This window comes from Burkholderia sp. KJ006 (genome assembly GCF_000262695.1).
In the GTDB taxonomy this organism is placed as follows: domain Bacteria; phylum Pseudomonadota; class Gammaproteobacteria; order Burkholderiales; family Burkholderiaceae; genus Burkholderia; species Burkholderia vietnamiensis.
In genome coordinates this window covers 2,166,629-2,188,378 of the sequence record NC_017921.1, presented here as the reverse complement: position 1 = coordinate 2,188,378, position 21,750 = coordinate 2,166,629, and the positions used below count along the sequence as shown (strand labels likewise).

23 protein-coding genes and 1 pseudogene are annotated in these 21,750 nt (G+C 69.1%); 11 read left to right on the top strand and 13 right to left on the bottom strand.

Features of this window, described 5'->3' with window-relative positions; genetic code table 11:
* Positions 1 to 40: 40 nt before the first annotated feature.
* Both MYA_RS23540 and MYA_RS23535 read right to left on the bottom strand, forming a co-directional pair.
* A complete protein-coding gene (locus MYA_RS23540) occupies positions 41 to 982 on the bottom strand; it encodes a DMT family transporter (protein ID WP_041494327.1) in 942 nt (313 codons plus the stop codon).
* Positions 983 to 1,352: 370 nt separating this feature from the next.
* Positions 1,353 to 2,147, bottom strand: a complete 795-nt coding sequence (locus MYA_RS23535; RefSeq protein ID WP_014725377.1) for an AraC family transcriptional regulator — start codon at positions 2,145 to 2,147, stop codon at positions 1,353 to 1,355.
* Between the two features lie 294 nt (positions 2,148 to 2,441).
* On the opposite strand from MYA_RS23535, the gene MYA_RS23530 reads away from it, so the two are divergent.
* The gene (locus tag MYA_RS23530) at positions 2,442 to 2,789 is read left to right on the top strand and encodes a MoaF N-terminal domain-containing protein (protein WP_050991239.1); all 348 of its coding nucleotides are present in this window, start codon (positions 2,442 to 2,444) and stop codon (positions 2,787 to 2,789) included.
* Here the strand turns inward: MYA_RS23530 and MYA_RS23525 are convergent.
* Positions 2,767 to 3,444 (bottom strand): dihydrodipicolinate reductase C-terminal domain-containing protein, encoded by a 678-nt coding sequence (locus MYA_RS23525; RefSeq protein ID WP_014725375.1) that lies wholly within the window; start codon positions 3,442 to 3,444, stop codon positions 2,767 to 2,769. The genes MYA_RS23530 and MYA_RS23525 overlap by 23 nt on opposite strands.
* Positions 3,445 to 3,766: 322 nt before the next feature.
* Here MYA_RS23525 and MYA_RS23515 point away from each other — a divergent pair, with 322 nt between their 5' ends.
* Both MYA_RS23515 and MYA_RS23510 read left to right on the top strand, forming a co-directional pair.
* Entirely contained in the window at positions 3,767 to 4,480 is a 714-nt protein-coding gene (locus tag MYA_RS23515; protein WP_014725374.1) for an SDR family NAD(P)-dependent oxidoreductase, read from the top strand.
* Positions 4,481 to 4,654: 174 nt separating this feature from the next.
* Positions 4,655 to 4,852: an oxidoreductase-like domain-containing protein gene (locus MYA_RS23510; protein ID WP_014725372.1), complete on the top strand. Its 198-nt coding sequence runs from the start codon at positions 4,655 to 4,657 to the stop codon at positions 4,850 to 4,852.
* A gap of 74 nt (positions 4,853 to 4,926) precedes the next feature.
* Here MYA_RS23510 and MYA_RS23505 read toward each other — a convergent pair whose 3' ends face one another.
* The gene (locus MYA_RS23505) at positions 4,927 to 6,393 is read right to left on the bottom strand and encodes an MFS transporter (protein ID WP_041494213.1); all 1,467 of its coding nucleotides are present in this window, start codon (positions 6,391 to 6,393) and stop codon (positions 4,927 to 4,929) included.
* Positions 6,394 to 6,551: 158 nt separating this feature from the next.
* Here MYA_RS23505 and MYA_RS23500 point away from each other — a divergent pair, with 158 nt between their 5' ends.
* Positions 6,552 to 7,424: a LysR family transcriptional regulator gene (locus MYA_RS23500; RefSeq protein ID WP_011882568.1), complete on the top strand. Its 873-nt coding sequence runs from the start codon at positions 6,552 to 6,554 to the stop codon at positions 7,422 to 7,424.
* Positions 7,425 to 7,728: 304 nt separating this feature from the next.
* Here MYA_RS23500 and MYA_RS23495 read toward each other — a convergent pair whose 3' ends face one another.
* Positions 7,729 to 8,628, bottom strand: a complete 900-nt coding sequence (locus tag MYA_RS23495; RefSeq protein ID WP_014725368.1) for a LysR family transcriptional regulator — start codon at positions 8,626 to 8,628, stop codon at positions 7,729 to 7,731.
* Positions 8,629 to 8,727: 99 nt separating this feature from the next.
* Between MYA_RS23495 and MYA_RS23490 the strand changes: the two genes are divergently transcribed.
* From MYA_RS23490 to MYA_RS23470, 5 genes are all read left to right on the top strand, one after another.
* Complete coding sequence (locus MYA_RS23490) at positions 8,728 to 9,708, top strand: NAD-dependent epimerase/dehydratase family protein (protein ID WP_014725367.1); 981 nt, start codon at positions 8,728 to 8,730, stop codon at positions 9,706 to 9,708.
* Between the two features lie 778 nt (positions 9,709 to 10,486).
* Entirely contained in the window at positions 10,487 to 11,365 is an 879-nt protein-coding gene (gene ypfJ / locus MYA_RS23485) for a KPN_02809 family neutral zinc metallopeptidase (RefSeq protein WP_014725365.1), read from the top strand.
* Between the two features lie 313 nt (positions 11,366 to 11,678).
* Positions 11,679 to 12,917, top strand: a complete 1,239-nt coding sequence (locus MYA_RS23480) for an ABC transporter substrate-binding protein (protein WP_014725364.1) — start codon at positions 11,679 to 11,681, stop codon at positions 12,915 to 12,917.
* Complete coding sequence (locus MYA_RS23475; RefSeq protein ID WP_014725363.1) at positions 12,914 to 13,822, top strand: carbohydrate ABC transporter permease; 909 nt, start codon at positions 12,914 to 12,916, stop codon at positions 13,820 to 13,822. The genes MYA_RS23480 and MYA_RS23475 overlap by 4 nt, the downstream gene beginning before the upstream one ends.
* Positions 13,792 to 14,679, top strand: a complete 888-nt coding sequence (locus MYA_RS23470; protein ID WP_014725362.1) for a carbohydrate ABC transporter permease — start codon at positions 13,792 to 13,794, stop codon at positions 14,677 to 14,679. The genes MYA_RS23475 and MYA_RS23470 overlap by 31 nt, the downstream gene beginning before the upstream one ends.
* A gap of 9 nt (positions 14,680 to 14,688) precedes the next feature.
* Here the strand turns inward: MYA_RS23470 and MYA_RS23465 are convergent, their stop codons facing one another.
* Complete coding sequence (locus tag MYA_RS23465) at positions 14,689 to 15,711, bottom strand: LacI family DNA-binding transcriptional regulator (protein ID WP_014725361.1); 1,023 nt, start codon at positions 15,709 to 15,711, stop codon at positions 14,689 to 14,691.
* 6 nt (positions 15,712 to 15,717) lie between these two features.
* Between MYA_RS23465 and MYA_RS23460 the strand changes: the two genes are divergently transcribed.
* Positions 15,718 to 16,632, top strand: coding sequence for a phosphatidylinositol-specific phospholipase C (locus MYA_RS23460; protein ID WP_014725360.1), 915 nt, complete (start codon positions 15,718 to 15,720; stop codon positions 16,630 to 16,632).
* Here MYA_RS23460 and MYA_RS23455 read toward each other — a convergent pair.
* Together MYA_RS23455 and MYA_RS23450 are read right to left on the bottom strand one after the other, a co-directional pair.
* Positions 16,629 to 17,585, bottom strand: coding sequence for an alpha/beta hydrolase family protein (locus tag MYA_RS23455; RefSeq protein WP_014725359.1), 957 nt, complete (start codon positions 17,583 to 17,585; stop codon positions 16,629 to 16,631). The two genes, MYA_RS23460 and MYA_RS23455, sit on opposite strands and share 4 nt — an antisense overlap.
* 111 nt (positions 17,586 to 17,696) lie before the next feature.
* A complete protein-coding gene (locus MYA_RS23450; RefSeq protein ID WP_011882557.1) occupies positions 17,697 to 18,308 on the bottom strand; it encodes a LysE family translocator in 612 nt (203 codons plus the stop codon).
* A gap of 86 nt (positions 18,309 to 18,394) precedes the next feature.
* Here MYA_RS23450 and MYA_RS23445 point away from each other — a divergent pair, with 86 nt between their 5' ends.
* Positions 18,395 to 18,922 carry a GNAT family N-acetyltransferase gene (locus MYA_RS23445; RefSeq protein ID WP_041494212.1) on the top strand — a complete coding sequence of 176 codons (528 nt, stop codon included), beginning with the start codon at positions 18,395 to 18,397 and terminating at the stop codon, positions 18,920 to 18,922.
* Between the two features lie 12 nt (positions 18,923 to 18,934).
* On the opposite strand, the gene MYA_RS23440 is transcribed toward MYA_RS23445, so the two are convergent.
* From MYA_RS23440 to tnpB, 5 genes and pseudogenes are all read right to left on the bottom strand, one after another.
* Complete coding sequence (locus MYA_RS23440) at positions 18,935 to 19,996, bottom strand: alkene reductase (RefSeq protein WP_014725357.1); 1,062 nt, start codon at positions 19,994 to 19,996, stop codon at positions 18,935 to 18,937.
* A gap of 69 nt (positions 19,997 to 20,065) precedes the next feature.
* Complete coding sequence (locus MYA_RS23435; protein WP_011882554.1) at positions 20,066 to 20,374, bottom strand: ArsR/SmtB family transcription factor; 309 nt, start codon at positions 20,372 to 20,374, stop codon at positions 20,066 to 20,068.
* 182 nt (positions 20,375 to 20,556) lie between these two features.
* A complete protein-coding gene (locus MYA_RS23430) occupies positions 20,557 to 21,135 on the bottom strand; it encodes a plasmid pRiA4b ORF-3 family protein (RefSeq protein WP_014725355.1) in 579 nt (192 codons plus the stop codon).
* A 1-nt stretch (position 21,136) separates the two neighbouring features.
* Positions 21,137 to 21,448: pseudogene (locus MYA_RS30320) on the bottom strand (transposase domain-containing protein); the annotation flags it as partial.
* Positions 21,427 to 21,624 (bottom strand): IS66 family insertion sequence element accessory protein TnpB, encoded by a 198-nt coding sequence (gene tnpB / locus MYA_RS30315; protein ID WP_081064175.1) that lies wholly within the window; start codon positions 21,622 to 21,624, stop codon positions 21,427 to 21,429. The pseudogene MYA_RS30320 and the gene tnpB, both read right to left, overlap by 22 nt.
* Positions 21,625 to 21,750 lie beyond the last annotated feature (126 nt).

Here is a 21,750-nt window from a genome sequence, read left to right as displayed (position 1 = left end):
TTACCGTTGGCCGGTCACGCGGGATGCGCAGCGGACCGCATCACTCGGCGATCTGCGATGCGGATGCGTCCGCCTGCGCCGCCGGTCGATGCGTCGTCGCATCACGCCGCCGCGTCGCGCCTACGAGCATCGCCGCGACGACGAGTGCAACGCCGAGTAGCTGCGTGCCGCCGAGCGTCTCACCGAACAGCGCCACCGCGAACAGCACGGCCGAGACCGGCGCGACGGCGGTGAACAGCGCCGCTTCGGTGCCGCTCGTGCGCGCCGAACCCGCGTACCAGCACACGTAGCCGAGCACGGTCGGCACCAGCGCGTAATACGCGATCGCGCCGACGGCGCCGAGCGTCCAGCCGCTCGCCAGCGCATGCCATTCGAACGCGGCCGGCACGAGGGCGAGCACGAAGCCGAGCCCCGACATCGCGGCAGACAGCGCGAGCGGCGACAGCGGCGTCGACAGCCGCCGGTTCAGCAGGATGAACACGGCTTCGCATGCGACGGCGGCCAGCACCAGCGCGTTGCCGGCGAGCGTGCGCAGCGACGGCATGGCGTGACCCGGCGCGAACGTGACGGTCAGCACGCCGGCGGTGGCGAGCGCGGCCGCGCACCAGTCGCGCGGCGTCTGGCGCTCGCGCAGCACGACGGCCGCGATCAGGGTCGACATCGCCGGCAGCGTGCCGAGCATCACGCCCGCATCGATCGGCGACGACAGTTTCGTGCCGCCGATCAGCAGCACCGTGTAGCCGACGCCGCCGGCCGCCGCCTGGACGACCAGCAGGATCGCGTCGCGTGTCGACACGCGCGGCCATCGTGCGCGCTGGATGCGCATCAGCGCGAGCAGCAACGGCGTTGCGATCAGGAAGCGCAGCGCGGTGGCGGTGAACGGCGGCAGGCCGCCGGCCGCGATGCGGCTCGCGATGACGGTGCTGCCGGCGCCCGCCATCGCGGCGGTGAGATAGAGATAGCCGATCAGTCGTGTGTTCATGCGGCGCATCATCGCGGGTGACGATGCGGCCGTCTTGAATGAAATTGCGGGGGGGTTCCGGGCGGTGAGGGGCGGCGGGTGGTGTGGTCGTGCGGGGAGGGTGATTATCGTGTGCCGGGCGTGACTGCGATCGGGACCGTGACCGTGATTGCGATTGCGACTACGACTGCCGCTGCGCTACAACTGGGAATTCGACTTTGGCTTCGACTGGGGCTGGGACTGGGGCTTCGGCTTCGGCTTCGACTGCGATTGCTATTTCGGCTACGACAGCGACAGCGATCGTGAGTACTGCCGCTACCGCCATCACCGCTCGGCGGCGATCATTGCTACCGACGCATCGCCAGCACCGCCCGCGCTATCGCGCGGAGCGTCATCCCGCCTGCAGGAATCGCCCCGGCGTGATCCCGAACTGGCGCGCGAACGCGCGCGTCAGATGACTCTGGTCGGCGAAGCCGGCTTCGGCCGCGGCATCCGCGATCGGCCGGCCGCTCGCAAGCAGCGCACGCGCGAGCCGCGTGCGCGACTGCATCAGATACGCGTGCGGCGTGATGCCCAGCTCGCGCGCGAAGCCGCGCAACAACTGGAAGCGGCTCACGCCGCCGAGCCCGGCCAGTTCCGCAAGCGATGCCGGTTCGGCTGGCGCCGCGTCGAGCCGTTCCCGCGCGGCGCGGATCGCCGGCGCGACGCACGCAGCCCGCAGCGTGCGATTCGAATGCCGCGCGAGCAGCGCGGCCACCAGCATCACGAGCGCTTCGTCGCGTGCGAGAGGCGGCGCGTTGCCCGCGACGACCCGCGCATGCAGCCGAGCGAACGCGGCTGCGAGCTGCTCGTCGCGCACGGCCGGGTTCGCGAGTTCCACACCGCCGATGCCTTCTTCCGCCGCTATGCCGGCAACCAGTGCGGGCGCGAGGTACAGCATTCGCCAGCGGCGACCGGTACCCGCATCGATCGGCATGCCGTCGTGCATCTCACCGGGATTCACCATGATTGCGTCGCCGGCCAGCGCGTCGACCTGCCCGCGGCCGCTCCACGACCTGTGTGCGCCGCTGACGATCACGCCGACGCCGAATTCGTCGTGTGCGTGCCGCGGAAACGAGCGATCGGAATCGAGGCTGATCGCCTCGATGCCTTCGTCGGTTCGTCGGTAATGCGTGACACGGTGCATGCTCGCTCCTCGCTCCTCGCTCCTCGCTCCTCGCTCCGCCGCGACGCGGATCAAATGCACTTTAGCGCGTTCCCGTATCGCGCGTCCCTCATCCGTTCGGCCGATACCGCGCGGCACACGCAACGTGCACCATGTACACATGAGCAGCGTAGACGGCCCGCCGGGCCGGAAGCTGTGCGGGAGAAAGCAATTGCTACGACGGCACCCGGTATTCCTTCAGGTCGGCGCGCTCGCGGAAGTCTTCGCGCCACACGCGAACGTACTCGCGCCCGTGCGCTCACTCGTCGGGCAGCCATGGTCCTTGCCGACGCGTGGGACGTGCGGCGCGCCTATTCGTTCGAGGTCGGCGCGCTGCAATGGCGCGACACGGCGAGCGACGCAGGCGGGCGCGCGCCGTGCCGCGTCACGCGGCCGCTCGAGGACCGGTACTTCGTCGACTACGTCGATCCCACCGAGCGCGCGACCTCCGTGAGCGTCGTGATCGACGTTGCGAACGACGTGTGGACATCGGTGACCGGCACACTCCAACCGAGGCCGACGTGCCGCGACGGCTGCGATCGCGCGCGATCGATGCGCCGTTGCCTCGGCCGACAGCGCACGGACGCGCCCGCCGCCCCAGCTACAGCCAGCCGTTGTGGATGAACTCGACGACCGAGTACCGGCGCCGCTCGAGCGCGTGCTGCCGCACCGCCTCGACGATTCGCGACACGCCGTCCGCGTAGGGCGACGCGCCGTACACGCGCGATTCGAACTGGAGGCTGCACGCGCCATCGTCGATTCGGACCCGATGGAATGCATGGCGGCCGAGCTGATCGTCCGGAATCTGCAGGACATCGCGTTGCGCGTCGGGGTCGCGCACCGAGCGGATATCATGGGCCGGCACGCCGAGCGACCGGGCGATGCCGACCGCGGTGCCGGGCACGGACGTCTTGCTCGCCTGATGCGACTCCGTCACGCTGATGCGGCAGTCGCGAAACAGATGGCCGCTGGTGTCGAGCATGCTCATGAACTTCAGCATCAGGATGTTGGTGTTCGGGCACAGCACGACGGGGAAGTCGTACGATCCGGTTTCGAGCGCGAAGCCGGTGGACAGCTCGACGAGCGGCGAGCCGGTTGCATCGCAGAAGGCGATCACGGCGGGCAGCTCGCGGCCCGAGCCCGCATGCACGACGATCGCGCGGGTATCGGGGCGCGTGCGCTGCGGCCACGCGATCACGTCACAGGCGGCGGGATCGAGTCGGTGCGACGCGAGCAGTTCGGCGGCCAGTTTGCCGGTGCCGACGACGAGTACTTGCATGGAATGGGCGCGTGAGGTTGGAGTGGTGCCGTGCGGGCCGGACGCGGCGCTCTCGCGCCCGACGCGGCCGCGGTGCGCCGTGCGGCGCAGCGGCTTCGCGCATTATGCCCGCATGCCGAGCGGCTCGGTGCGTGCGCCGACGTGGCTGCCCGATCGCGCGGAGGTGTCGAGGCCGCCCGGCGGTCCTCAGCTACGCGCATGCGGCCGGGAACGGCGCTACGCTGTCGAAGCGCCGGATCGCGCGTAGCGCCTGCATCGATCGCGCACCGCGCATCATTCGACAGGCATCATTCAACTCGCATAGACCAAGGAGAACATATCGATGGAACACGACCTGCAAGGCAAGGCCGTTGCGATCACCGGCGGATTCGGCCATCTGGGCGTCGCCACGGCCGCATGGCTCGGCGGGCGCGGCGCCCGCGTCGCGCTGATCGGCCGCGGCCTGGCGCCCGAGCCACAGGCATTGCCCGACATACCGGCCGACGCGCTGCGCATCGGCGGCATCGATCTCGTCGATCCGCAGGCCGCCGTGCGTGCGCTGGAAATGGTCAATCGCGAATTCGGCAAGGTCGACGCGCTGCTGAACATCGCCGGCGCGTTCGTGTGGCAGACGATCGCCGACGGCGATGCAGCCACCTGGGACCGCATGTACGACCTGAACGTGAAGACCGCGTTGAACGCGTCGAAGGCCGCGCTGCCGTATCTGATCGCGAGCGGCGCCGGCCGCATCGTCAACATCGGCGCGGGCGCCGCGTCGAAGGCCGGCGCCGGAATGGGCGCATACGCGGCCGCGAAGGCCGGCGTCGCGCGGCTCACCGAGGCGCTGGCCGCGGAACTGCTCGATCGCGGCGTCACGGTGAACGCGCTGCTGCCGAGCATCATCGACACGCCGCCGAACCGCGCCGACATGCCGGATGCGGACTTCTCGCGCTGGGTGCGGCCCGAACAGCTCGCGGCGACGATCGGCTTTCTGCTGTCGGACGACGCGCAGGCGATCACCGGCGCATCGATCCCGGTGAGCGGGCGGGTCGCGTAGCGACGCGACACGCGAGCGCATTCGGCTTCGGCATCACGGCAGGCGTAAGCGCACGCGCCACCGCGCGCGACGCCTGCCGGCCGATGTGCCGGCGAGACGCTGCGTGCATGCGTGAGCCTGCGTGCAGCCGGCCATCGCCTTATACTCCGCGTTCGACATCAACCGACCGAAGCCGTGACCAAGCCTGACGCTGCGGATGCGCCCGCCGACGATCCGCGTCCCATCTCGCCCGAACAACCTGAACTGGAAGACTGCTGCAACAGCGGCTGCTCGCCGTGCGTCTTCGACCTGTACGACGAAGCGCTTGCGCGCTATCGCGCCGAGCTCGCCGAATGGGAAGCGCGTCACGCGCCGCCCAAGCCGCAATCGTGAGCGGGCCGCTCGCAACGGCTCGCTCGTGCACCGCGTTCGTCATGTCGCGGCCGGCGATGCTGCGCCGCTGACCGTCACGCGCGCGCCTGCGTCCGCCGTTGCAGCGGCCCCAATGCTGCCGACAACACGACGCACACGAGGAATACCGCCGTCAGCGCCCACATCGTCGCGCTGAACGCGTGCACGTAGTCGGGCGGCGCCGGCCGCGCGCCGAGCCGCGCGAAGAATAGGCCGCCGAGCGCCGCCGCGCCGACCGCTGCGCCGATCTGCAGCATCGCCGTCACCATGCCGGACGCGACGCCGGCGCGCGCGGCGTCGGCTTCCGCGAGCACGATCCGCACGACCGAAGGCAGTACGAGGCCTTGCCCGATGCCGATCGCGGCGATCCCCGCATGAAAGCCCGGCCCGGGCGCGTGTTCGCCGGCCAGCGCGGCGGCCGTCGCGACGCCGGCCGCGAGCATCGCGAAGCCCAGCGTGAGTACGCGATGGCCGCCGAACCTGCCGACGAGCCGCGGCATCAGCAACGGGCTTGCCAGGAAGCCGACGCCGAGCGGCAGGATCGCGAGCCCAGACTGCAGCGCCGACCAGTTCAGGCATCCCTGCAGATAAATGCCGTAACTCAGGAAAAACGCGCTGAGCATGTAGAACAGGAACGCGAGCGTGAGGCCGAGCGCGATGACCGGATTGCGCAGCAGCCGCACGTCGAGCAACGGGTCGCGTCCACCGGCGAGCTGGCGCGTTTCGACCGCGAGCAGCGCGCCGAGCATCGGCACCGCGCCGGCCACGCACGCGACCATCCACAGCGGCCAGCCGGCTTCGCGCCCATGCGTGAGCGGATAGACGAGCATCAGCAGGAACAGCGACAGCAGCGTCATGCCGGGGACGTCGATGCGCTGGCCGCGCGGCGGCCTGCTTTCGGGAATGAAGCGCCAACTGCCGAGCAGCGCGAGGATCCCGATCGGCACATTGACCAGGAAGATCGCGCGCCAGCCGAGACCGAACGGATGCAGCGCGATCAGCACGCCGCCGCCGAGCTGACCGATCACGGCCGCAAGCCCGAACACGAAACCGTAGAAGCCCATCACGCGCACCTGCTCGTGCGGGCTGAACACGCTGCGGATCGTCGCGAGTACCTGCGGCGCGAGGATCGCCGCGAACAGCCCCTGCAACACGCGGCCGCCGACCAGCACCGCGCCGCTGTCGGCCAGCCCGCACAGCGCGGACGCCACGACGAAGCCCGCCATCCCGGTCATGAACATCCGCTTGCGGCCGTACAGGTCGCCGAGGCGCCCGCCCGTGATCTGCACGACCGCGTTCGCGCATGCATACGCCGACACGACGAGTTGCAGCTCGGCCGGCCGCGCGCCGATGCCGTCGCGGATGGCCGGCAGTGCGAGATTGACGATGAAGTAGTCGAGCGGCGGCAGGATGGCGCCGATCAGCAGCACGACGAGAGCCCAGCCGTGATGGCTGCGTGCCGGTGCCGCGGCCGCAGTCCCGGCCGGGGCTGCGGCGCAACGGGCGAGTGTGTTGTCGGTCATGAACGAAAGTCCGAAAGAATGAGGGCCGCGCGGCATGTCGGGTGGTGCCGAAATGGAGCGACGCGGCGGTTGACCGACATTCTGATCATCGTCCATGGTTCGGAAAAGCGGGAATTGGTGGTAGCATCCATCGGGTTATTCGATGGATGGGGTGCGTGATGCGAGGTTTCGATCTGGATCAATTGCGCACGTTCGCGGCGGTCGCGGACGCCGGCAGTCTGAGTGCGGCCGCGCCGTTGCTGCACTTGTCGCAGTCGACGGTCAGCGAGCAGGTGCGCAAGCTCGAATCGCGCGCCGGCATGTCGTTGTTCGTACGCAGCAAGCGCGGCGTCGAGCCGACGCCGGCCGGCGCGCGTCTGCTGCAACATGCGCGGCGCATCGTCGCGTTGAACGAGGCGGCGTTCGACGAGGTGCGCGGTCAGGCGATCAAGGGCGAGTTGCGCGTCGCGATCACCGACTATTACCGCACGCACGAAGTGGCGGGCCTGCTCGCGCGATTGCGCGAATGCTACCCGCAGCTGAGGCTGCACGTGAGCGCAATGAAGAGCATGGACATCGAAGCGGCCCATGCGCGCGGGCAGATCGATCTCGGCGTCGTGATGCACCTGTCGCGCGGGCCGTTCCGGCCTGCGTCGGCCGATACGCGCTGGGTGTTGCGGCGCGAGCCGCTGTCGTGGGTCGCGGCGCCGGCGCTGGCCGAACAGCTTCCGCAGCCGCTGCCGCTCGTGCTGCTGCCGGACGACTGCATGATGCATCAGATCGCCGTGCGCTCGCTCGATGAACAGCAGGTGCCGTACGGGCTCGTGCACAGCGCGTCGGGCGTCGCCGGGCTGCAGTCGTTGCTCGCGGCCGGGCTGGGCGTCGGCTGCCTGTGCGCGTCTTCGATCGGCGAAGGCCTCGTGCGGCTCGGGGCGAAATACCGGCTGCCGGCGCTGCCCGACGCGGTCTTTTCTCTGACGCCGCCGATGCCCGGCGAACGCGAGACGGTGACGCAGGCGCGTGAGGTGCTGTCGCGACAACTGCTGATGTGACGTCGGGGCGGGTGAGGGCGTCGCCGCGCTCGACGTGTATCGCGATGTGCTGCTTGCCAAGCTGAAGCGGTCGAAGCAGCCGGAGCGGCCGAAGCGTCCGAGGCAGCCGGAGCAGCCGGAGCAGCCGGAGCGGTCGAAGCGGCCGAAGCACCCAAAGCAGCCGGAGTAGTCGAAGCGGTGCCAGCGACCCAATCCCTCGACATCAACACCCGCGCCCCACATCCCAAATAGCCGCTCCGTCGCCCGCCGCACGCATCGCATCGCCCGCCCCAGCCATTCACGCGTACCGCAGCATCGAAGAACCCTACTCGCCGCCCCCCTCGGCATACCCACGCAGCCCGTTTGCGAGCGCGTCGAATACGACGCGACAGCGCGCGCTCGTGCGCAGATCCTCGTGCATGACCACCCAGGTCTCCAACGCGAGCGCGGGCGTATCCGGCAGCACGCGAACGAGCCGCGCATCGCGCCTGGCGAGCGCGCTCTGACAGAAACCGATCCCGTACCCCGCACGGATCATCGCCAGTTGCGCGAGATTGCTGTCGGTGCGCAGCGCGAACGCGTCGCGCTTCCACTGCGGCATCGCGCGGCCGGCCGCGCGAATGAACGGCGTCACCGTATCGAAACCGATCAGCGCGTGACGCGCGAGCTCATCGACCGTCGACGGCGCGCCGTTGCGCGCGAGATAGTCGTCGCGCGCATGCAGCGCGACCTCGATCGCGCCGATGCGCCGCGCGACGAGCGCGTCCTGCGCGGGCGGCGCCATGCGCACCGCAATATCGGCTTCGCGGTTCAGCACGTCCTGGATGCGGTCAGTCGAGACCAGTTCGATCACGAGCCCCGGATGGTCGCCGCGCAATTGCGCGAGCATCGGCGGCAGCACTTCGACCGCGATCACGTCGCTCGCCGAAACGCGGACGATCCCGCGCACGCCGGCGCCGTGGCTCGCGGCCGCCCGCTCGAACGCGGCGGCGGCACTGCGCAGCGCCTCCGCGTGACCGCGCAGCGCCACGGCCGCCTCGGTCGGGAGAAGCCCCGACGGCGATCGCGTGAACAAGGTCTGGCCGAATGCGGCCTCGAGCGCCGCGACGTGACGGCCGGCCGTCGGCTGCGTGATGCCGAGCGCGCGCGCGGCGCCCGACAGCGACCCTTCCGTCAGCACGGCGAGAAAGGTGCGGTAGCGTTCCCAGTTCAGATCGGTGGTCATGCATAAATGTATAGCCGATCGCTCAAGCTCGGCAATTCATTATTAGCTCGCTCCGGCCGAGAATGGCGACCGATAACGGTTCGATCACGGAGGGCGGTCATGACGGCAGGCGCAGCGGGGACACAACGGCAGGTACTCGTGCTTGGCGCGAGCGGCGGAATCGGCGGCGAGGTCGCGCGGCAATTGCGCGATGCCGGCTGGCAGGTGCGCGCGTTGAGCCGCAGTCTCGACGCCGCGAGCGTGGAGCGCGACGGCATCGGATGGGTGCGCGGCGACGCGCTCGACCGCGACGCGGTGCTTCGTGCGGCACGCGGCTGCAGCGTGCTCGTACACGCGGTGAACCCGCCCGGTTACCGGAACTGGTCGACGCAGGTGCTGCCGATGCTCGACAACACGATCGGGGCGGCCACGCGCGAGCAGGCGACGATCGTGCTGCCCGGTACGGTCTACAACTTCGGTCCGGACGCGTTTGCGCTGCTGCACGAGGACGCGCCGCAGCGGCCGGTGACGCGCAAGGGCGCGATCCGCGTCGAGATGGAGCGGCGGTTGCAGGCGGCGACGGCGAACCGCGTGCGCACGATCGTCGTGCGGGCCGGCGATTTTTTCGGTCCCCGCGCGGGCAACAACTGGTTCGGGCAGGGCATGGTGAAGGCGGGGCGTCCGGTCACGGCGATCAGCGTCCCGGGGCGGCCGGGCGTCGGCCATCAATGGGCATACCTGCCGGATGTCGCGCGCACGATGGTCGAACTGCTCGAGCGGCGCGACGCGCTGGAGCCGTTCGCGCGTTTCCATCTCGGCGGCCACTGGGACGCGGACGGCATGCAGCTGGCGCAGGCCGTATGTCGCGTGGCGCAGCGGCACGGGTTGCGGCCGACGATCCGGCAGTTCCCCTGGTGGCTCGTATGGGCCGCGGCGCCATTCGTCACGACGATGCACGAGATGCTCGAGATGCGGTATCTGTGGCGCGAACCGCTGCGGATGGGGAACGCGCGGCTGACCGCGGTGCTGGGGCGCGAACCACTGACGCCGCTCGACACAGCGGTGGAGACGACGCTGGCGGGGCTCGGCTGCTTGTCGTGAACGGAGGCGGCGGCCGGAGGCCGCGCGAGGAAGGCGCCGAATACAGAGAGCGGACGAACGTGCGGCACCGAGCGAACCGATCGAACGAACGGACATAACGAACCCCACACCCCCCGTGAACACCTGCCACCCCGTGCCGACCGAATGCACGGCGCGCATCCAGGTGCGTCAGGCGTCTTCGAACGCGAGCGTCGACACGTCCACGATCCTTGCGCCGCCACCGGCGACGAGCGGCGCACCGGCTACGAACGACGCGGTCGCCCCTCGCGGCGAAGCGGCGCACACGCGCAGCGCCGATGCCGGCACCCGCGCCGGTGACCGCAATCATGCGGGGACGCACATAGCTCATGCCTTGCTCCGCAAAGATGCCTTGCCTCGTCACCGTACGCGGCGCGGTCGTACGCCGGCATCCGCGGAAAGGATGAATGCGATCGCCCGCACGATCCAAGCGGGTTGCCGCTGCCGGCCTGACCGGCGGCCAGACGCGCCATTTTGCAAAGGCTGACGATGTCCTGCACCGAATCGCTCTATCCTCCGTATTTTTGCGACAAGTCGTAAAAGCCCCGGCAAAATAGCGCGAAGGCCGGTGCCAAGGCCAGTGCAGACGCCATCACCAACACCCGGCGGCGCGCCGCACAGCGCGTAACCGCCGACAGCGCCGCTGCCGCCAACTCACAGCCGATGCGCCTGCATCGCGTGCGCCGAAGCCTCGTGCAACGGCGGCGCACTGCCCGTTGCGCGAACGGCACGGATTCGACAAGACAGGGAGGAGCCAGCAATGAGGCTGGACGACGAAAGAGAAAGCGTGAACGTCGAGGATCGACGCGGCGGCGGCTTCGGCGGCGGGCGCGCGACGATCGGCATCGGCACGATCGTGGTCGCGCTGGCCGTATCGTATTTCTTCGGGATCGATCCGCGCGTCGTGCTGCAAGGCGCGTCGGCGTTGCAGGGCCGCGAGCAGCAGACGCAGCCGGCGCCCACGCAGCATCAGGGCGCGCCGGCGAACGATGCGGGCGCGTTGTTCACGCGCAAGGTGCTCGGAAATATCGAGCGCACGTGGACGGGCGTGTTCAGCACGCAGCTGCATGCGCAATACGAGCCGCCGAAGCTGGTGATGTTCACGAATTCGACGCCGACCGCGTGCGGCACCGGCCAGACCGCGATGGGCCCGTTCTATTGTCCGGCCGACCGCAAGGTGTACATCGACCTCGGCTTCTATGACGAATTGCGCAAGCGCTTCGGTGCGGGCGGCGATTTTGCGCAGGCCTACGTGATCGCCCACGAAGTCGGCCATCACGTGCAGAACCTGCTCGGCATTTCGGACAAGGTCGATGCCGCGCGCCGGCGTTCGAGCCAGACGCGCGCGAACGCGCTGTCGGTGCGGATGGAACTGCAGGCCGACTGCTTCGCGGGCGTGTGGGCGAACAACGCGCAGCGCGCGAACCAGCACCTGATGGAGCCCGGCGATTTCGAGCAGGGGCTGAAGGCGGCCGCCGCGATCGGCGACGACCGGCTGCAGCAGCAGAGCCAGGGCTACGTCGTGCCGGAGAGCTTCACGCACGGCACCAGCGAGCAGCGCGCGTACTGGCTGCGGCGCGGGATGGAGTCGGGTCAGGTGAGCGCCTGCGACACGTTCGCCGCGAACTCGAACCGATAGCCGCCGACGCCGACGCCGACGCGGCCCAGCGCGCAGCGGCACGCGCATCGCCGGGCCGCCGGTGCGGCGGCTCGTCCATCACGAATTGCGACACGGCGGCGGCCGGCGCCATCGCGATCCGCACGCGCGCGCCAACCTGGCCGCGATCTCTCGCTGCCACACCGTCTCTCGTCCCGCGCCGTCCAGCTGCCATCAATCCGTAACGATCGACGTGAACAATGGCGGTCGCTTCAGATTGACGGAAGCATAGCCATCGCTGCACACGTGTGCAGCGCGAGGCCGACCTGCCACCACGCCGAACGAGAGAGACCACATGACCCTGCTGAGCCGTCTGCGCGCGCTGTCCGCCGCCGTTACGCTGTCCGTTGCCGCTTCGCATGCCTTCGCGGCGGATCTCGTCATCGCGGGCCGCGACGACATCTACGGCAAGGGGCTCGCCGACGCCGTCGCCGGTTTCAACAAACTGCATCCGGGCACCGACATCGAGCTGCTCAAGCTGCCGAACGCGAACCTGTACCAGAAGCTGAAGCTGTCGATGCGCGAAGGCACCGGCACGTACGACCTCGTGATGATGGACGACACGTGGGCGCCCGAATTCATCGGCAACGGCTGGTTGAAGCCGCTGCCCGCGGCACTCGCCGACGCGGACCTCGTGCCGTCCGCGGTCGCGCTCGGCCGGAATGCGTCGGGCGCCCTGTACGCGCTGCCGATCGTCGGCAACGTCGAGATGTTCGCGTACCGCAAGGATCTGCTCGCGAAGTACCGCCTGCAGCCGCCGCGCAACTGGGACGACGTGCTGAAAATCGCGCAGACCGTCGGCGCGGCGGACCACAGCATGTCGGGCGTCGTGTTTCGCGGCACCAAGGGCAACCCGATCGTGACCGGCTTTCTGCCGATCCTGTGGGCGTACGGCGGCGACGTGTTCGATCGCGCCGGCAACGTGACGATCGATTCGCGCGAGGCGCAGGCCGCGCTGAAGACTTTCGTCGCGTTGAAGGCGTATGCGCCGAAGGACGTCGACGTGTACGGCGCCGCCGAAGTGCGCGACGCGCTGCAACGCGGCGCCGCCGCGCAGTCGATCGAAGTGTGGCCGGCGTGGATTCCGGCGCTCGACGATCCGAAGCAGTCGCGCGTGGCCGGGCAGATCGCGCTGCAGCCGCCGCCCGGCCAGACGGCCGGCCCCGCGCCGATGCTCGGCATCTGGCAGATGGGCATTCCGAAGGATGCGCCGCACGCGAAGCTCGCGCAGGACTTCCTCGCGTACCTGAGCTCGCGCGACACGCAGACGCGGCTCGCCGCGCTCGGTATTCCGCCGACGCGCCGCAGCGTGTTCGCCGATCCGGCGCTGGTGCGCCAGTATCGCTGGTATCCCGATCAACTGAAGGCGCTCGAAGCGGGCCGCGCGCGGCCGCGCGTGAAGGACTGGCAACAGGTCGAGAGCATTCTCGGCGATCAACTGCAGCTCGCGCTGACCGGGCAGGCCGCGCCCGAGGCGGCGCTGCGCCAGGCACAGCAGAAGATCGCGCAGGCGATGGCCGCGGCCGGCAAGTGACGGCGCGCGTCCATGCGCGCGGCGGCGTCGCGCGCGTCAAGCCGTTGGTCCGCAGTCTGCCGTTCGTCGCGCTGCTCGGCCCCGCGCTGCTGGTGCTGGCCGCGCTCGCGCTGTACCCGGTCGCACAGGTGCTGGTCGACTCGTTCTGCCGCGTCGACTATGCGGCGGGCCGCCGCGCGTTCGCGGGGCTCGCGAACTATCGCGCGGTGCTCGGCGACGACGCCTTCTCCGCCGGCTTCGGCAATACGCTGCGGTTCACGATCGTCGCGTCGCTCGCCGAAGTCGCGCTCGGCTTCGGCCTCGCGCTGTTGTTCGTGCGCGCTTTCCCCGGGCGGCGCATCGCGCTGCCGCTCGCGATCCTGCCGATGATGCTGTCGACGCTCGTGTGCTCGGCGATCTGGCGCAACTGGCTGAACTTCGACGGCTTCCTCAATGCGCTGCTCGCCGCGCTCGGCATCGAAGGCGTGCGCTGGCTGTCCGATCCGCATCTCGCGCTGTGGTCGCTCGCGCTGGTCGACGTGTGGCAGTGGACGCCGATGGCGTTCCTGATCGTGCTGGCCGGGCTGCAATCGATTCCCCACGAGCTCTATGAAGCCGCGCGCACCGACGGCGCGAGCGAATGGCAGTGCCTGCGCGACATCACGCTGCCGCTCGCGGCGCCGCAGATCGGCCTTGCGCTGCTGCTGCGCTCGATCGACACGTTCAAGCTGTTCGACAAGGTCTATGCGCTGACGGGCGGCGGCCCGGGCAACGCGACGCAGACCTTGTCGACCTACATCTACGACACGGGCTTTCGCTTCTTCGACGTCGGAACGGCGAGCGCCGCGTCGGTGCTGATGCTCGCGGCGTCCGCACTGCTGGTCTCGGGATACGTATGGCAAACGGTTCGCAAGCGGCGCGCGTGACGCCGCAACGCGTCGGCAACGCGCCTGCGCGCGCGGGCGCCGCGCTCGCGCACGCGGCGCCGTGGGCGCTGCGCCTCGTCGCGCTCGCGTTGCTGTTGCTGCCGTGTCTGTGGATGGCCGGCGCCGCGTTCATGCCGACGCTCGAACGCCTCGACCATCCGCTGCGGATCTGGCCGGCCGCGCCGACGCTCGAGCATTTCGCGTCGGTATGGTCGAACGGCATCGGCGCGCCGCTCGCCAATTCGCTGCTGGTCGGCTTCGGCACGACGCTGCTCGCGCTGCTGCTTGCGTTTCCGGCCGCGTATGCGCTGGTACGGCTGCGATTCCCCGCGCGGCTCGACGTGCTGTTCCTGATGCTCGTGCTCGCGTTGAAGCTGATGCCGCCGATCACGATCGCGGTGCCGCTGTTCGCGCTCGCGAAGCGCCTGCATCTGCTCGACTCGACGCCCGGCCTGATGCTCGCGTATCAGCTGTACGCGCTGCCGATGGCGATCTGGATGCTGCTTGCGTTCGTGCGCGACGTGCCGCTCGAATACGAGGAGGCCGCGTGCATCGACGGTGCGGGGCTCGCGCGCCGGCTCGTGCAGATCGTGCTGCCGCTGTGCGCGCCGGGGCTGATCGCGACCGCGATCTTCGTGTTCATCGCCGCATGGAACGAATTCCTGATCGCGCTGCTGTTCGTGTCGACGCCGAGCCGCTTCACGCTGCCGCTCGCGATCGCCGGCTACGTGACCGAGAACGGCATCGACTGGGGCGACCTCATGAGCGCGGGGCTGCTCGCGTCGCTGCCGACGCTCGCCATGGCCGGCTACGTGCAGCGCTACCTGCTGCGCGGCTTCGCGGGCGGGCTGAAGTGACGGCGCGCGTCACGCGCAACTGTGCCGCACCACGTGCGTGACCGGCACGACGCGCGTGCGCGACGCGCCGTCGAATGCGCTGATCCGGTCGGCGAGCAGGTCGACGGCCGCGTGCGCGAGACCTTGCGTATCCTGGCGCAGCGTCGTGAGCCGGTACGCGTCGTATGCGGCGGCGGGGATGTCGTCGAAGCCGATCACGCGGACGTCGTCGGGCACGCGCAGGCCGAACGCAGCGCGCGCGGCGTCGATCACGCCGAGCGCGAGCAGGTCGGACGAACAGAACACGCCGTCCGGGCGGTGGTCGGCCGCGAACAGCTGCTGCGCGGCGTCGAGGCCGCACGCATGCGTGTCGGATGCCGTATCGATCACGCTCGCGAGCGTCGCGCCGGACATGTTGCCGCGTTGCAGCGCGTGCGCGAACGCGTCGGCGCGCGAGCGCGCGCTGAAGCTCGCGGTATGCGGGCCGACGAACGCGAGCCGGCGTGCTCCGGCGTGCACGAGACGCTGCGCGGCCTCGGCGGCGCCGGCCGCGTTGTCGCTGACGACGACGTCCGCGCCGGCCAGATTCGCTTCCCTGTTGATCATCACGACCGGGATCCGGTGCGCGAGATACTGCCGAGCGACCGACAGCGGCGGCGACGCGGACGTCATCACGAGGCCGGCGACGCGGTAGCTGAGCAGCCGTTCGAGCGCTTGCCGGAGCTGCTGCGGGTCGTCGGCGTTGGTCACGAGCGGCGTGAATGCGCGCTGCCCGAGCACGGCCATCAGGTCCGACAGCAGCCGCGCGCGCAACGGGTTCTCGAAACCAGCCGTCACGACGCCGATCATGCTGCTGCGCTGCGTGATCATGTCGCGCGCGATCAGGTTGACCTGATAGCCGAGCGCACGCGCGGCGGCCATCACGCGTTCGCGCGTGTCGGGCGCGATGCTCGCCGTCGACGAGAACGCGCGCGACACCGCGGAGCGCGACACGCCGGCGCGCGCGGCGACGTCCGACGCCGTGACCCAGGTTTTCCTTTCCTTGCCGATCATCGACACATGTTCCTCTCGACACACGAAACGCCCGCACCGCTGACCGACTGGATGTCGGCGCTCGACGACGCACGGCCGCTGCATACGCTGACCCTACCGGGCAGCCATGACACCTGTGCGTATACGGTCGACGATCCGCTCGTGCGCACGCAGCGCGCGCCGCTCGCTGCGCAGCTTGCGCACGGCGTGCGGCTGCTCGACATCCGCTGCCGGCATCGTTGCGACACGTTCGACATTCATCACGGCGCGATCGCGCTCGGCATGTCGTTCGACGACGTGCTCGCCGATTGCGCGCGGTTTCTCGCCGCGCATCCGCGCGAATGCATCGTGATGTCGGTGAAGGACGAATGGCCCGCGCACGCGTGCACGCGCGGCTTCGATGCCACGTTCGACGCGCATCGCGCGCGTCATCCGGCACTGCGCTGGCATGCGGGTCGCGCGCTACCCGCGCTCGGCGACGTGCGCGGCGCGATCGTGCTGCTGCGGCGGTTTCGCAGCGGCCGGCCGCTCGGCATCGACCTGAGCGCGTGGCCCGACAACGCGACCTTCACGATCGATCATCCGGATGCGTCGTTCGTGATCCAGGACGAATACCGGGTGCCCGTCGTCGGGTCGATCCAGTACAAGTGGCGGGTGATCGAAGCGCTGCTGACCGGCATGCCGTCGCCGCAAAGCGGCCGCTGGGCGATCAACTTCTGCAGCGGTACGGGGATGGGCGCGAATCCGTCGATCGTCGCGCGCGGCGACGGCCGCGTGCAGGGCATCCATGCGCGGCTCGCCCAACACCTGCGCGAACGGCCCGGCCCGTGCGGCGCGATGCTGCTCGACTTCTGCGATGACGACGACTGGGCGCTCGTGCGCGCGCTGGTCGCGTGCAACGGTTTCGTGGTTGCGCGGCCGTGCGCGCCGAGCGGCTGTTAGCGCATGTGTGCGTTGAAGAACGCGAGCGCGCTCGCGTCGAGCGTCGCATGGAACGCCACGCGATCGAAACCCTTCGCGTCGGTGCAGACGGCCGGCGCGTGCTGCGCGAGTGAGGGCGGACACGGCGCGAGAAACGCGAAGTGCCCCGCATTGGGCACCACGTGCAGTTCGGGGCGCGCGGGCAGCAACTTGGCCAGCGCGGGGCCGGTGTGCGGCTCGACGCCGTCGCCGCCGAATTCGGAGGTCCATAGCTGGATCGGCGCGTGCACGTTGGTCAGCGTGGCGGCGCTCGGGAATTCGTCGAGCGGATCGGCGATCACGTAAGCCTTGATGCGCGCGTCGTGCGTCAACGGCTGGCGCGTGATGCTTTCGTCGTGAATCTGCTTGCAGATGCGCCACGCGGGGTTCGTGCACGCGACCGGCGCATGCTCGAAATCGGGGTTGCCGCCCGCCAGCACGAGGCCCGTGTAGCCACCGCGCGAAAAACCGAAGAAGCCGATCCGCGCCGGGTCGATGCGTGCGGCGTCGGCCGAGGGGCCGAGCATGTAGTCGACCAGCCGCTTGATGTCGATCGGCCGTTCGAAGAATTCCTGCGCGTCGGCGGCGCGGCTCATGTCGGCGAACGTGTCGCCCGGATGATTGATCGCCGCGACGACGTAGCCCGCATCGGCGAGCGTTTCCGCCAGATCGTGGTGGCCGAGATACGTGCCGCCGTGGCCGTGCGAGATCACGACCAGCGGCAGCGCGTCGCCGACGGTCGCGCAGTCGCGCCGGCCTTGCAGCAGGTACGGGCCGACCGTCAGCGTCTGCGCGGCATCGGCGCAGGGCGTCCATATGATCGCGTGCAGTTCGGGGCCGGATGCATCGGCAGGAATCGTGGCGAACTTGACGCCGGCCGCCTGCGCGAGCGTCGCGCACAGGCACAGCAGCGAAGCGGACAGCCAGTGCTTCATGATGGACTCCTCCGGTGAGGCGAGTGCATGCGACGTGCTGGCCCGCGTGTCCGATCGTACGGACCTTCCGATTGGAGCCTGTCGCCGTTCGTCATGCCCGGCGAGGGCGAGTCACCGCACCGCGATCGCGACCGCCGCGCCGGCCATCGCGGTCGCACTCGTGCGGTTCGCGATCCGCTTCGCGCGTGCGGAGGTGAGGAACGCGCGCGCCCGCAGCGCGAGCAGCGACCAGAAGCAGTCGGTCAGGATCAGGATCACGAGCATCGTGCCGACCAGCTCGCCCCACGCGAGCACGCCGACCTGCGTCAGATCGACGATCGTCGGCAGCAACGCCAGATAGAACAGCATGATCTTCGGGTTGCCGAGCGTGACCAGCGTGCCGGCCGCGAACATGCGCCACGGCGACTGGCCGCGCGGCAGGTCGGCGGCTTTCGTGTCGGTCGGCGCCCGCCACATCTTCCACGCGAGCAGCAGCAGATACGCGACGCCGACGAGCTTCAGCACGAGCAGGCCGCTTTCGAACGTGCGCGTGAACGCGGACAGCCCGGCGACGGCCAGCGTGAGCCACAGCGCTTCACCGATCCACATCGCGGCGAGGAACGGCAGCACGTCGCGCACGCCGTTCGTCAGCACGCGCGCGACGAGCGCGGCGACGCTCGGGCCGGGCGTGCCGGCCAGGGCGAGAAGGGCGAAGGCGAACACGGCGAGCGCGGACAACGTCATGGCGAACCTCTGGCGGAAGGGGGCGTTCGAAAGGTATGAAGTTTCGATTATAGTGACGGCCGTTTCCGTCTGCCTGGGTTGCCGTGATGACAGTATCGATCCGGATTCGCCGCGCCACGCGCGCAGACGCGGCCGCGATGGCCGCCGTCGAAGTGGCCGCTGCCCGGCGCTTTCATTTCATCGGCATGCCGGACATTGCCGAAGGCGAGCCGACCGATGCGGCCGCCGTGCTCGAGCGCATCGACGCGGGCCACGCGTATGTCGCGACGGACGAAACGGGCGCGTGCGTCGGCTTCGCGTTCTACCGGCTGCTCGACGCGCGGCGGCTCTACCTGGAAGAACTCGATGTCGCGCCGTCGCATGCGGGGCAGCGCATCGGCGCGCGCCTGATCGAGCGGATCATGACGCGCGCCGCGCGCGACGGGTTCGCTGAGGTCGTGCTGTCGACGTTTCGCGACGTGCCGTGGAATGCGCCCTACTACGCGCGCGTCGGCTTTCGTGTGATCGACGACGCAGCGCTCGACGCCGCGCTGCGCGCGATTCGCGCGCATCACGTCGAGCGCGGGCTCGACGAGACGCGCCGCGTGTTCATGCGCGCCGACGTGCGCGCGTGAACGTCTGCGCCGTCAGGCTGCGTCGTCTAGCGCCGGATAGTCGGTGTAGCCCGTCTCGCCTTGCGCATAGAACGTCTCCGGCACCGGCTTGTTCAGCGGTGCGCCGAGTTCGAGACGGCGCGGCAGGTCCGGGTTCGCGATGAACAGCTTGCCCCACGCGATCGCGTCGGCGCTGCCGTCGGCGAGCGCTTGCCGTGCCGAGTCGGGCGTGAATTGCTCGTTCGCGATCAGCGGGCCGCCGAACGCTTCCTTCAGGCGCGGGCTCAACTGGTCGCCCGTATACGACTCGCGCGTGAAGATGAACGCGATCTTGCGGCGGCCGAGTTCGCGCGCGACGTAGCCGAACGTTGCAGCCGGATTCGAGTCGCCCATCGTGTGCGCGTCGCCGCGCGGCGCGAGATGGACGCCGACGCGGCCCGCGCCCCACACGTCGATCGCCGCGTCGACCACTTCGAGCAGCAGGCGCGCGCGGTTCTCGATCGGGCCGCCGTACGCATCGGTGCGACGGTTGGTGCTGTCCTGCAGGAACTGGTCGAGCAGGTAGCCGTTCGCGCCGTGAATCTCGACGCCGTCGAAACCGGCCTTTTTCGCGTTTTCGGCGCCCTTGCGGTAGGCGGCGACGATGCCCGGAATTTCGTCGAGCTCCAGCGCGCGCGGCGTCACGAACGGGCGCTCCGGCCGCACCAGGCTCACATGGCCGCCTGCCGCGATCGCGCTCGGCGCGACCGGCAGGTCGCCGTCCAGGAACATCGGGTCGGAGATCCGGCCGACGTGCCACAGCTGCAGCACGATGCGGCCGCCGGCCGCGTGCACGGCCTGCGTCACGCGCTTCCAGCCTTCGACCTGTTCGTCGGACCAGATGCCCGGCGTGTCCGCGTAGCCGACGCCTTGCGGCGTGACCGACGTCGCCTCGCTGATGATCAGGCCGGCCGACGCGCGTTCGGCGTAGTAGCGCGCCATCAGCTCGTTCGGCACGCGGGTCGTGCCGGCGCGGGCGCGCGTGAGCGGCGCCATGACGATGCGGTTCGGCAGCGTCAGCTCGCCGAGGGTAACGGGGTCGAACAGGGTAGGCATGGAGATAACCTTTTCACGATAGGCGGGAGGCCGTCGCTTCGCTTCGCGTGCGGCGGCCGGTCCGCAGGGTCAGAGTTCGCGGCGCACGGCGTCGAGAAACGCCTCGATGACGGCCTCGTTGCGCCGGAAGAACGCCCACTGGCCGATCCGTGTCGACGTCACGAGCCCCGCGCGCTGCAGCGTCGCGAGGTGCGCGGAGACGGTCGATTGCGACAGCCCGCAACGCGCGTCGATCTGCCCGGCGCAGACGCCGTGGTCGTACGGCAGCGTCTGCGCGGGGAAATGCACGTCGGGCGTTTTCAGCCAGACGAGAATTTCCCGGCGCACGGGATTCGAGAGCGCTTTCAGGATCGCATCGATGTCGAGTTCGGTCGGCATGGCAAGGGTCAGATGTTCGGGCGGAAAAACCGGAGCACAACGAGTATCGCCGTTGACCGAATCATATATCGGAAAAAGACGATATGCACGATGGCACTGGCGAGAGTGGGGTTGATCGACTGTCGGCATTCAAAAAGGACCGCACTTTTGGGGTATCCGTCCAACGAAGGCCGTCTTGACGCTCAGAGCTTGATGCGCTGAAGGCGCGCCTGGATGAGGTCGTGGTCGATTGCGGCGGGATCGAATGGTCCACCATGCCAACCGAGCATGTGTTCGTGTTCAGGGTGAGCGGAGTCGGCAATCGCCTCGAGGAACTCGACGTAGCCGTATGGGCTGCCCACATGTTCAGGTGGGCAAGCATTGGCGCCGCCGAGGTATACGGGAGTCGGGCAGACATCTGCCGGCAGGACCTTTTCCACCTTGATCTTGTGCTCCCAGTCGTCGCCGAAGTCGTAGACGTATCTCAATGAGGCGTCGCCGCCTAGGCTTTTGCCCAGCTTCGTTCTCACTTCGGAGATTACCGGTTCGCCGAAGTCGAACTCCGGATCGGGGACGCCATAGCGCTCCCCGGCGATTTCGAACTCATGCAGATGGCTGTCGGTCCAGCCCATCGCAGCTTGTATGATCCGGTGCAATTTGGCGAGTGTGACCGTTTCCGGTACCAGGATCCGCCGCCAGATCAATGGCTTGATTCTCGACAGTTCGATCTTCAGTTGCAGCAGTTGCCCCGATGAACGGGAAGTCGTCTTTCGTGCAGTCATCTCACGCGGCCGCTTGCAGAACGGGGAGCATCTCGATATTCCATGGAAGCAGGTCTTCGATTCGGTTGATGGGATGGTCGGCGATGCGGTCCAGCACTCGCCGCAGATATGCCTCGGGATCGATGCCATTCAGCTTGGCCGTCTCGACCAGGCTGTAGAGGGCTGCCGCACGCTGACCGCCGGAATCGGCACCTGCGAACAGGTAATTCTTGCGTCCGAGTGCGACGCCACGCAGCGCTCGCTCTGCCGCCGAGTTATCGATCTCGACGGCACCGTCGTCACAGTAGCGCGTCAGTGCGTTCCAACGGGCCAGATGAAGCGACCTCGCTCAAGACGCTTGGCGAGCAGGCACAATCCATCCCCGGTCCACCACAGTACCTTTACGAGATCGCCGCTCCGGCCGCGAAACACAAAGATGTGCCCGCTGAACGGATTCTCCGCTAACGTTGTCTGCACTTTGGCCGCCAGACCATTGAAGCCGCAGCGCATGTCGGTGACACCTGCCGCGATCCAGATGCGGGTGCCTGCCGGCAGGCCAACGACCGAAGTCAGGTCCCGATGCGATCATCGACGCAACGCCGCCAGCACCGCTCGTGACGTCGCCGGCTCGGCACC

Excerpts from the sequence above, each read along its gene's own strand:
- MYA_RS23540 (WP_041494327.1), bottom strand. The coding sequence starts at position 982 with ATGAACACACGACTGATCGGCTATCTCTATCTCACCGCCGCGATGGCG.
- MYA_RS23535 (WP_014725377.1), bottom strand. The coding sequence starts at position 2,147 with ATGCACCGTGTCACGCATTACCGACGAACCGACGAAGGCATCGAGGCG.
- MYA_RS23530 (WP_050991239.1), top strand. The coding sequence starts at position 2,442 with ATGGTCCTTGCCGACGCGTGGGACGTGCGGCGCGCCTATTCGTTCGAG.
- MYA_RS23525 (WP_014725375.1), bottom strand. The coding sequence starts at position 3,444 with ATGCAAGTACTCGTCGTCGGCACCGGCAAACTGGCCGCCGAACTGCTC.
- MYA_RS23515 (WP_014725374.1), top strand. The coding sequence starts at position 3,767 with ATGGAACACGACCTGCAAGGCAAGGCCGTTGCGATCACCGGCGGATTC.
- MYA_RS23505 (WP_041494213.1), bottom strand. The coding sequence starts at position 6,393 with ATGACCGACAACACACTCGCCCGTTGCGCCGCAGCCCCGGCCGGGACT.
- MYA_RS23500 (WP_011882568.1), top strand. The coding sequence starts at position 6,552 with ATGCGAGGTTTCGATCTGGATCAATTGCGCACGTTCGCGGCGGTCGCG.
- MYA_RS23495 (WP_014725368.1), bottom strand. The coding sequence starts at position 8,628 with ATGACCACCGATCTGAACTGGGAACGCTACCGCACCTTTCTCGCCGTG.
- MYA_RS23490 (WP_014725367.1), top strand. The coding sequence starts at position 8,728 with ATGACGGCAGGCGCAGCGGGGACACAACGGCAGGTACTCGTGCTTGGC.
- ypfJ (WP_014725365.1), top strand. The coding sequence starts at position 10,487 with ATGAGGCTGGACGACGAAAGAGAAAGCGTGAACGTCGAGGATCGACGC.
- MYA_RS23480 (WP_014725364.1), top strand. The coding sequence starts at position 11,679 with ATGACCCTGCTGAGCCGTCTGCGCGCGCTGTCCGCCGCCGTTACGCTG.
- MYA_RS23470 (WP_014725362.1), top strand. The coding sequence starts at position 13,792 with ATGGCAAACGGTTCGCAAGCGGCGCGCGTGACGCCGCAACGCGTCGGC.
- MYA_RS23465 (WP_014725361.1), bottom strand. The coding sequence starts at position 15,711 with ATGATCGGCAAGGAAAGGAAAACCTGGGTCACGGCGTCGGACGTCGCC.
- MYA_RS23460 (WP_014725360.1), top strand. The coding sequence starts at position 15,718 with ATGTTCCTCTCGACACACGAAACGCCCGCACCGCTGACCGACTGGATG.
- MYA_RS23455 (WP_014725359.1), bottom strand. The coding sequence starts at position 17,585 with ATGAAGCACTGGCTGTCCGCTTCGCTGCTGTGCCTGTGCGCGACGCTC.
- MYA_RS23450 (WP_011882557.1), bottom strand. The coding sequence starts at position 18,308 with ATGACGTTGTCCGCGCTCGCCGTGTTCGCCTTCGCCCTTCTCGCCCTG.
- MYA_RS23445 (WP_041494212.1), top strand. The coding sequence starts at position 18,395 with ATGACAGTATCGATCCGGATTCGCCGCGCCACGCGCGCAGACGCGGCC.
- MYA_RS23440 (WP_014725357.1), bottom strand. The coding sequence starts at position 19,996 with ATGCCTACCCTGTTCGACCCCGTTACCCTCGGCGAGCTGACGCTGCCG.
- MYA_RS23435 (WP_011882554.1), bottom strand. The coding sequence starts at position 20,374 with ATGCCGACCGAACTCGACATCGATGCGATCCTGAAAGCGCTCTCGAAT.
- MYA_RS23430 (WP_014725355.1), bottom strand. The coding sequence starts at position 21,135 with ATGACTGCACGAAAGACGACTTCCCGTTCATCGGGGCAACTGCTGCAA.
- tnpB (WP_081064175.1), bottom strand. The coding sequence starts at position 21,624 with ATGCGCTGCGGCTTCAATGGTCTGGCGGCCAAAGTGCAGACAACGTTA.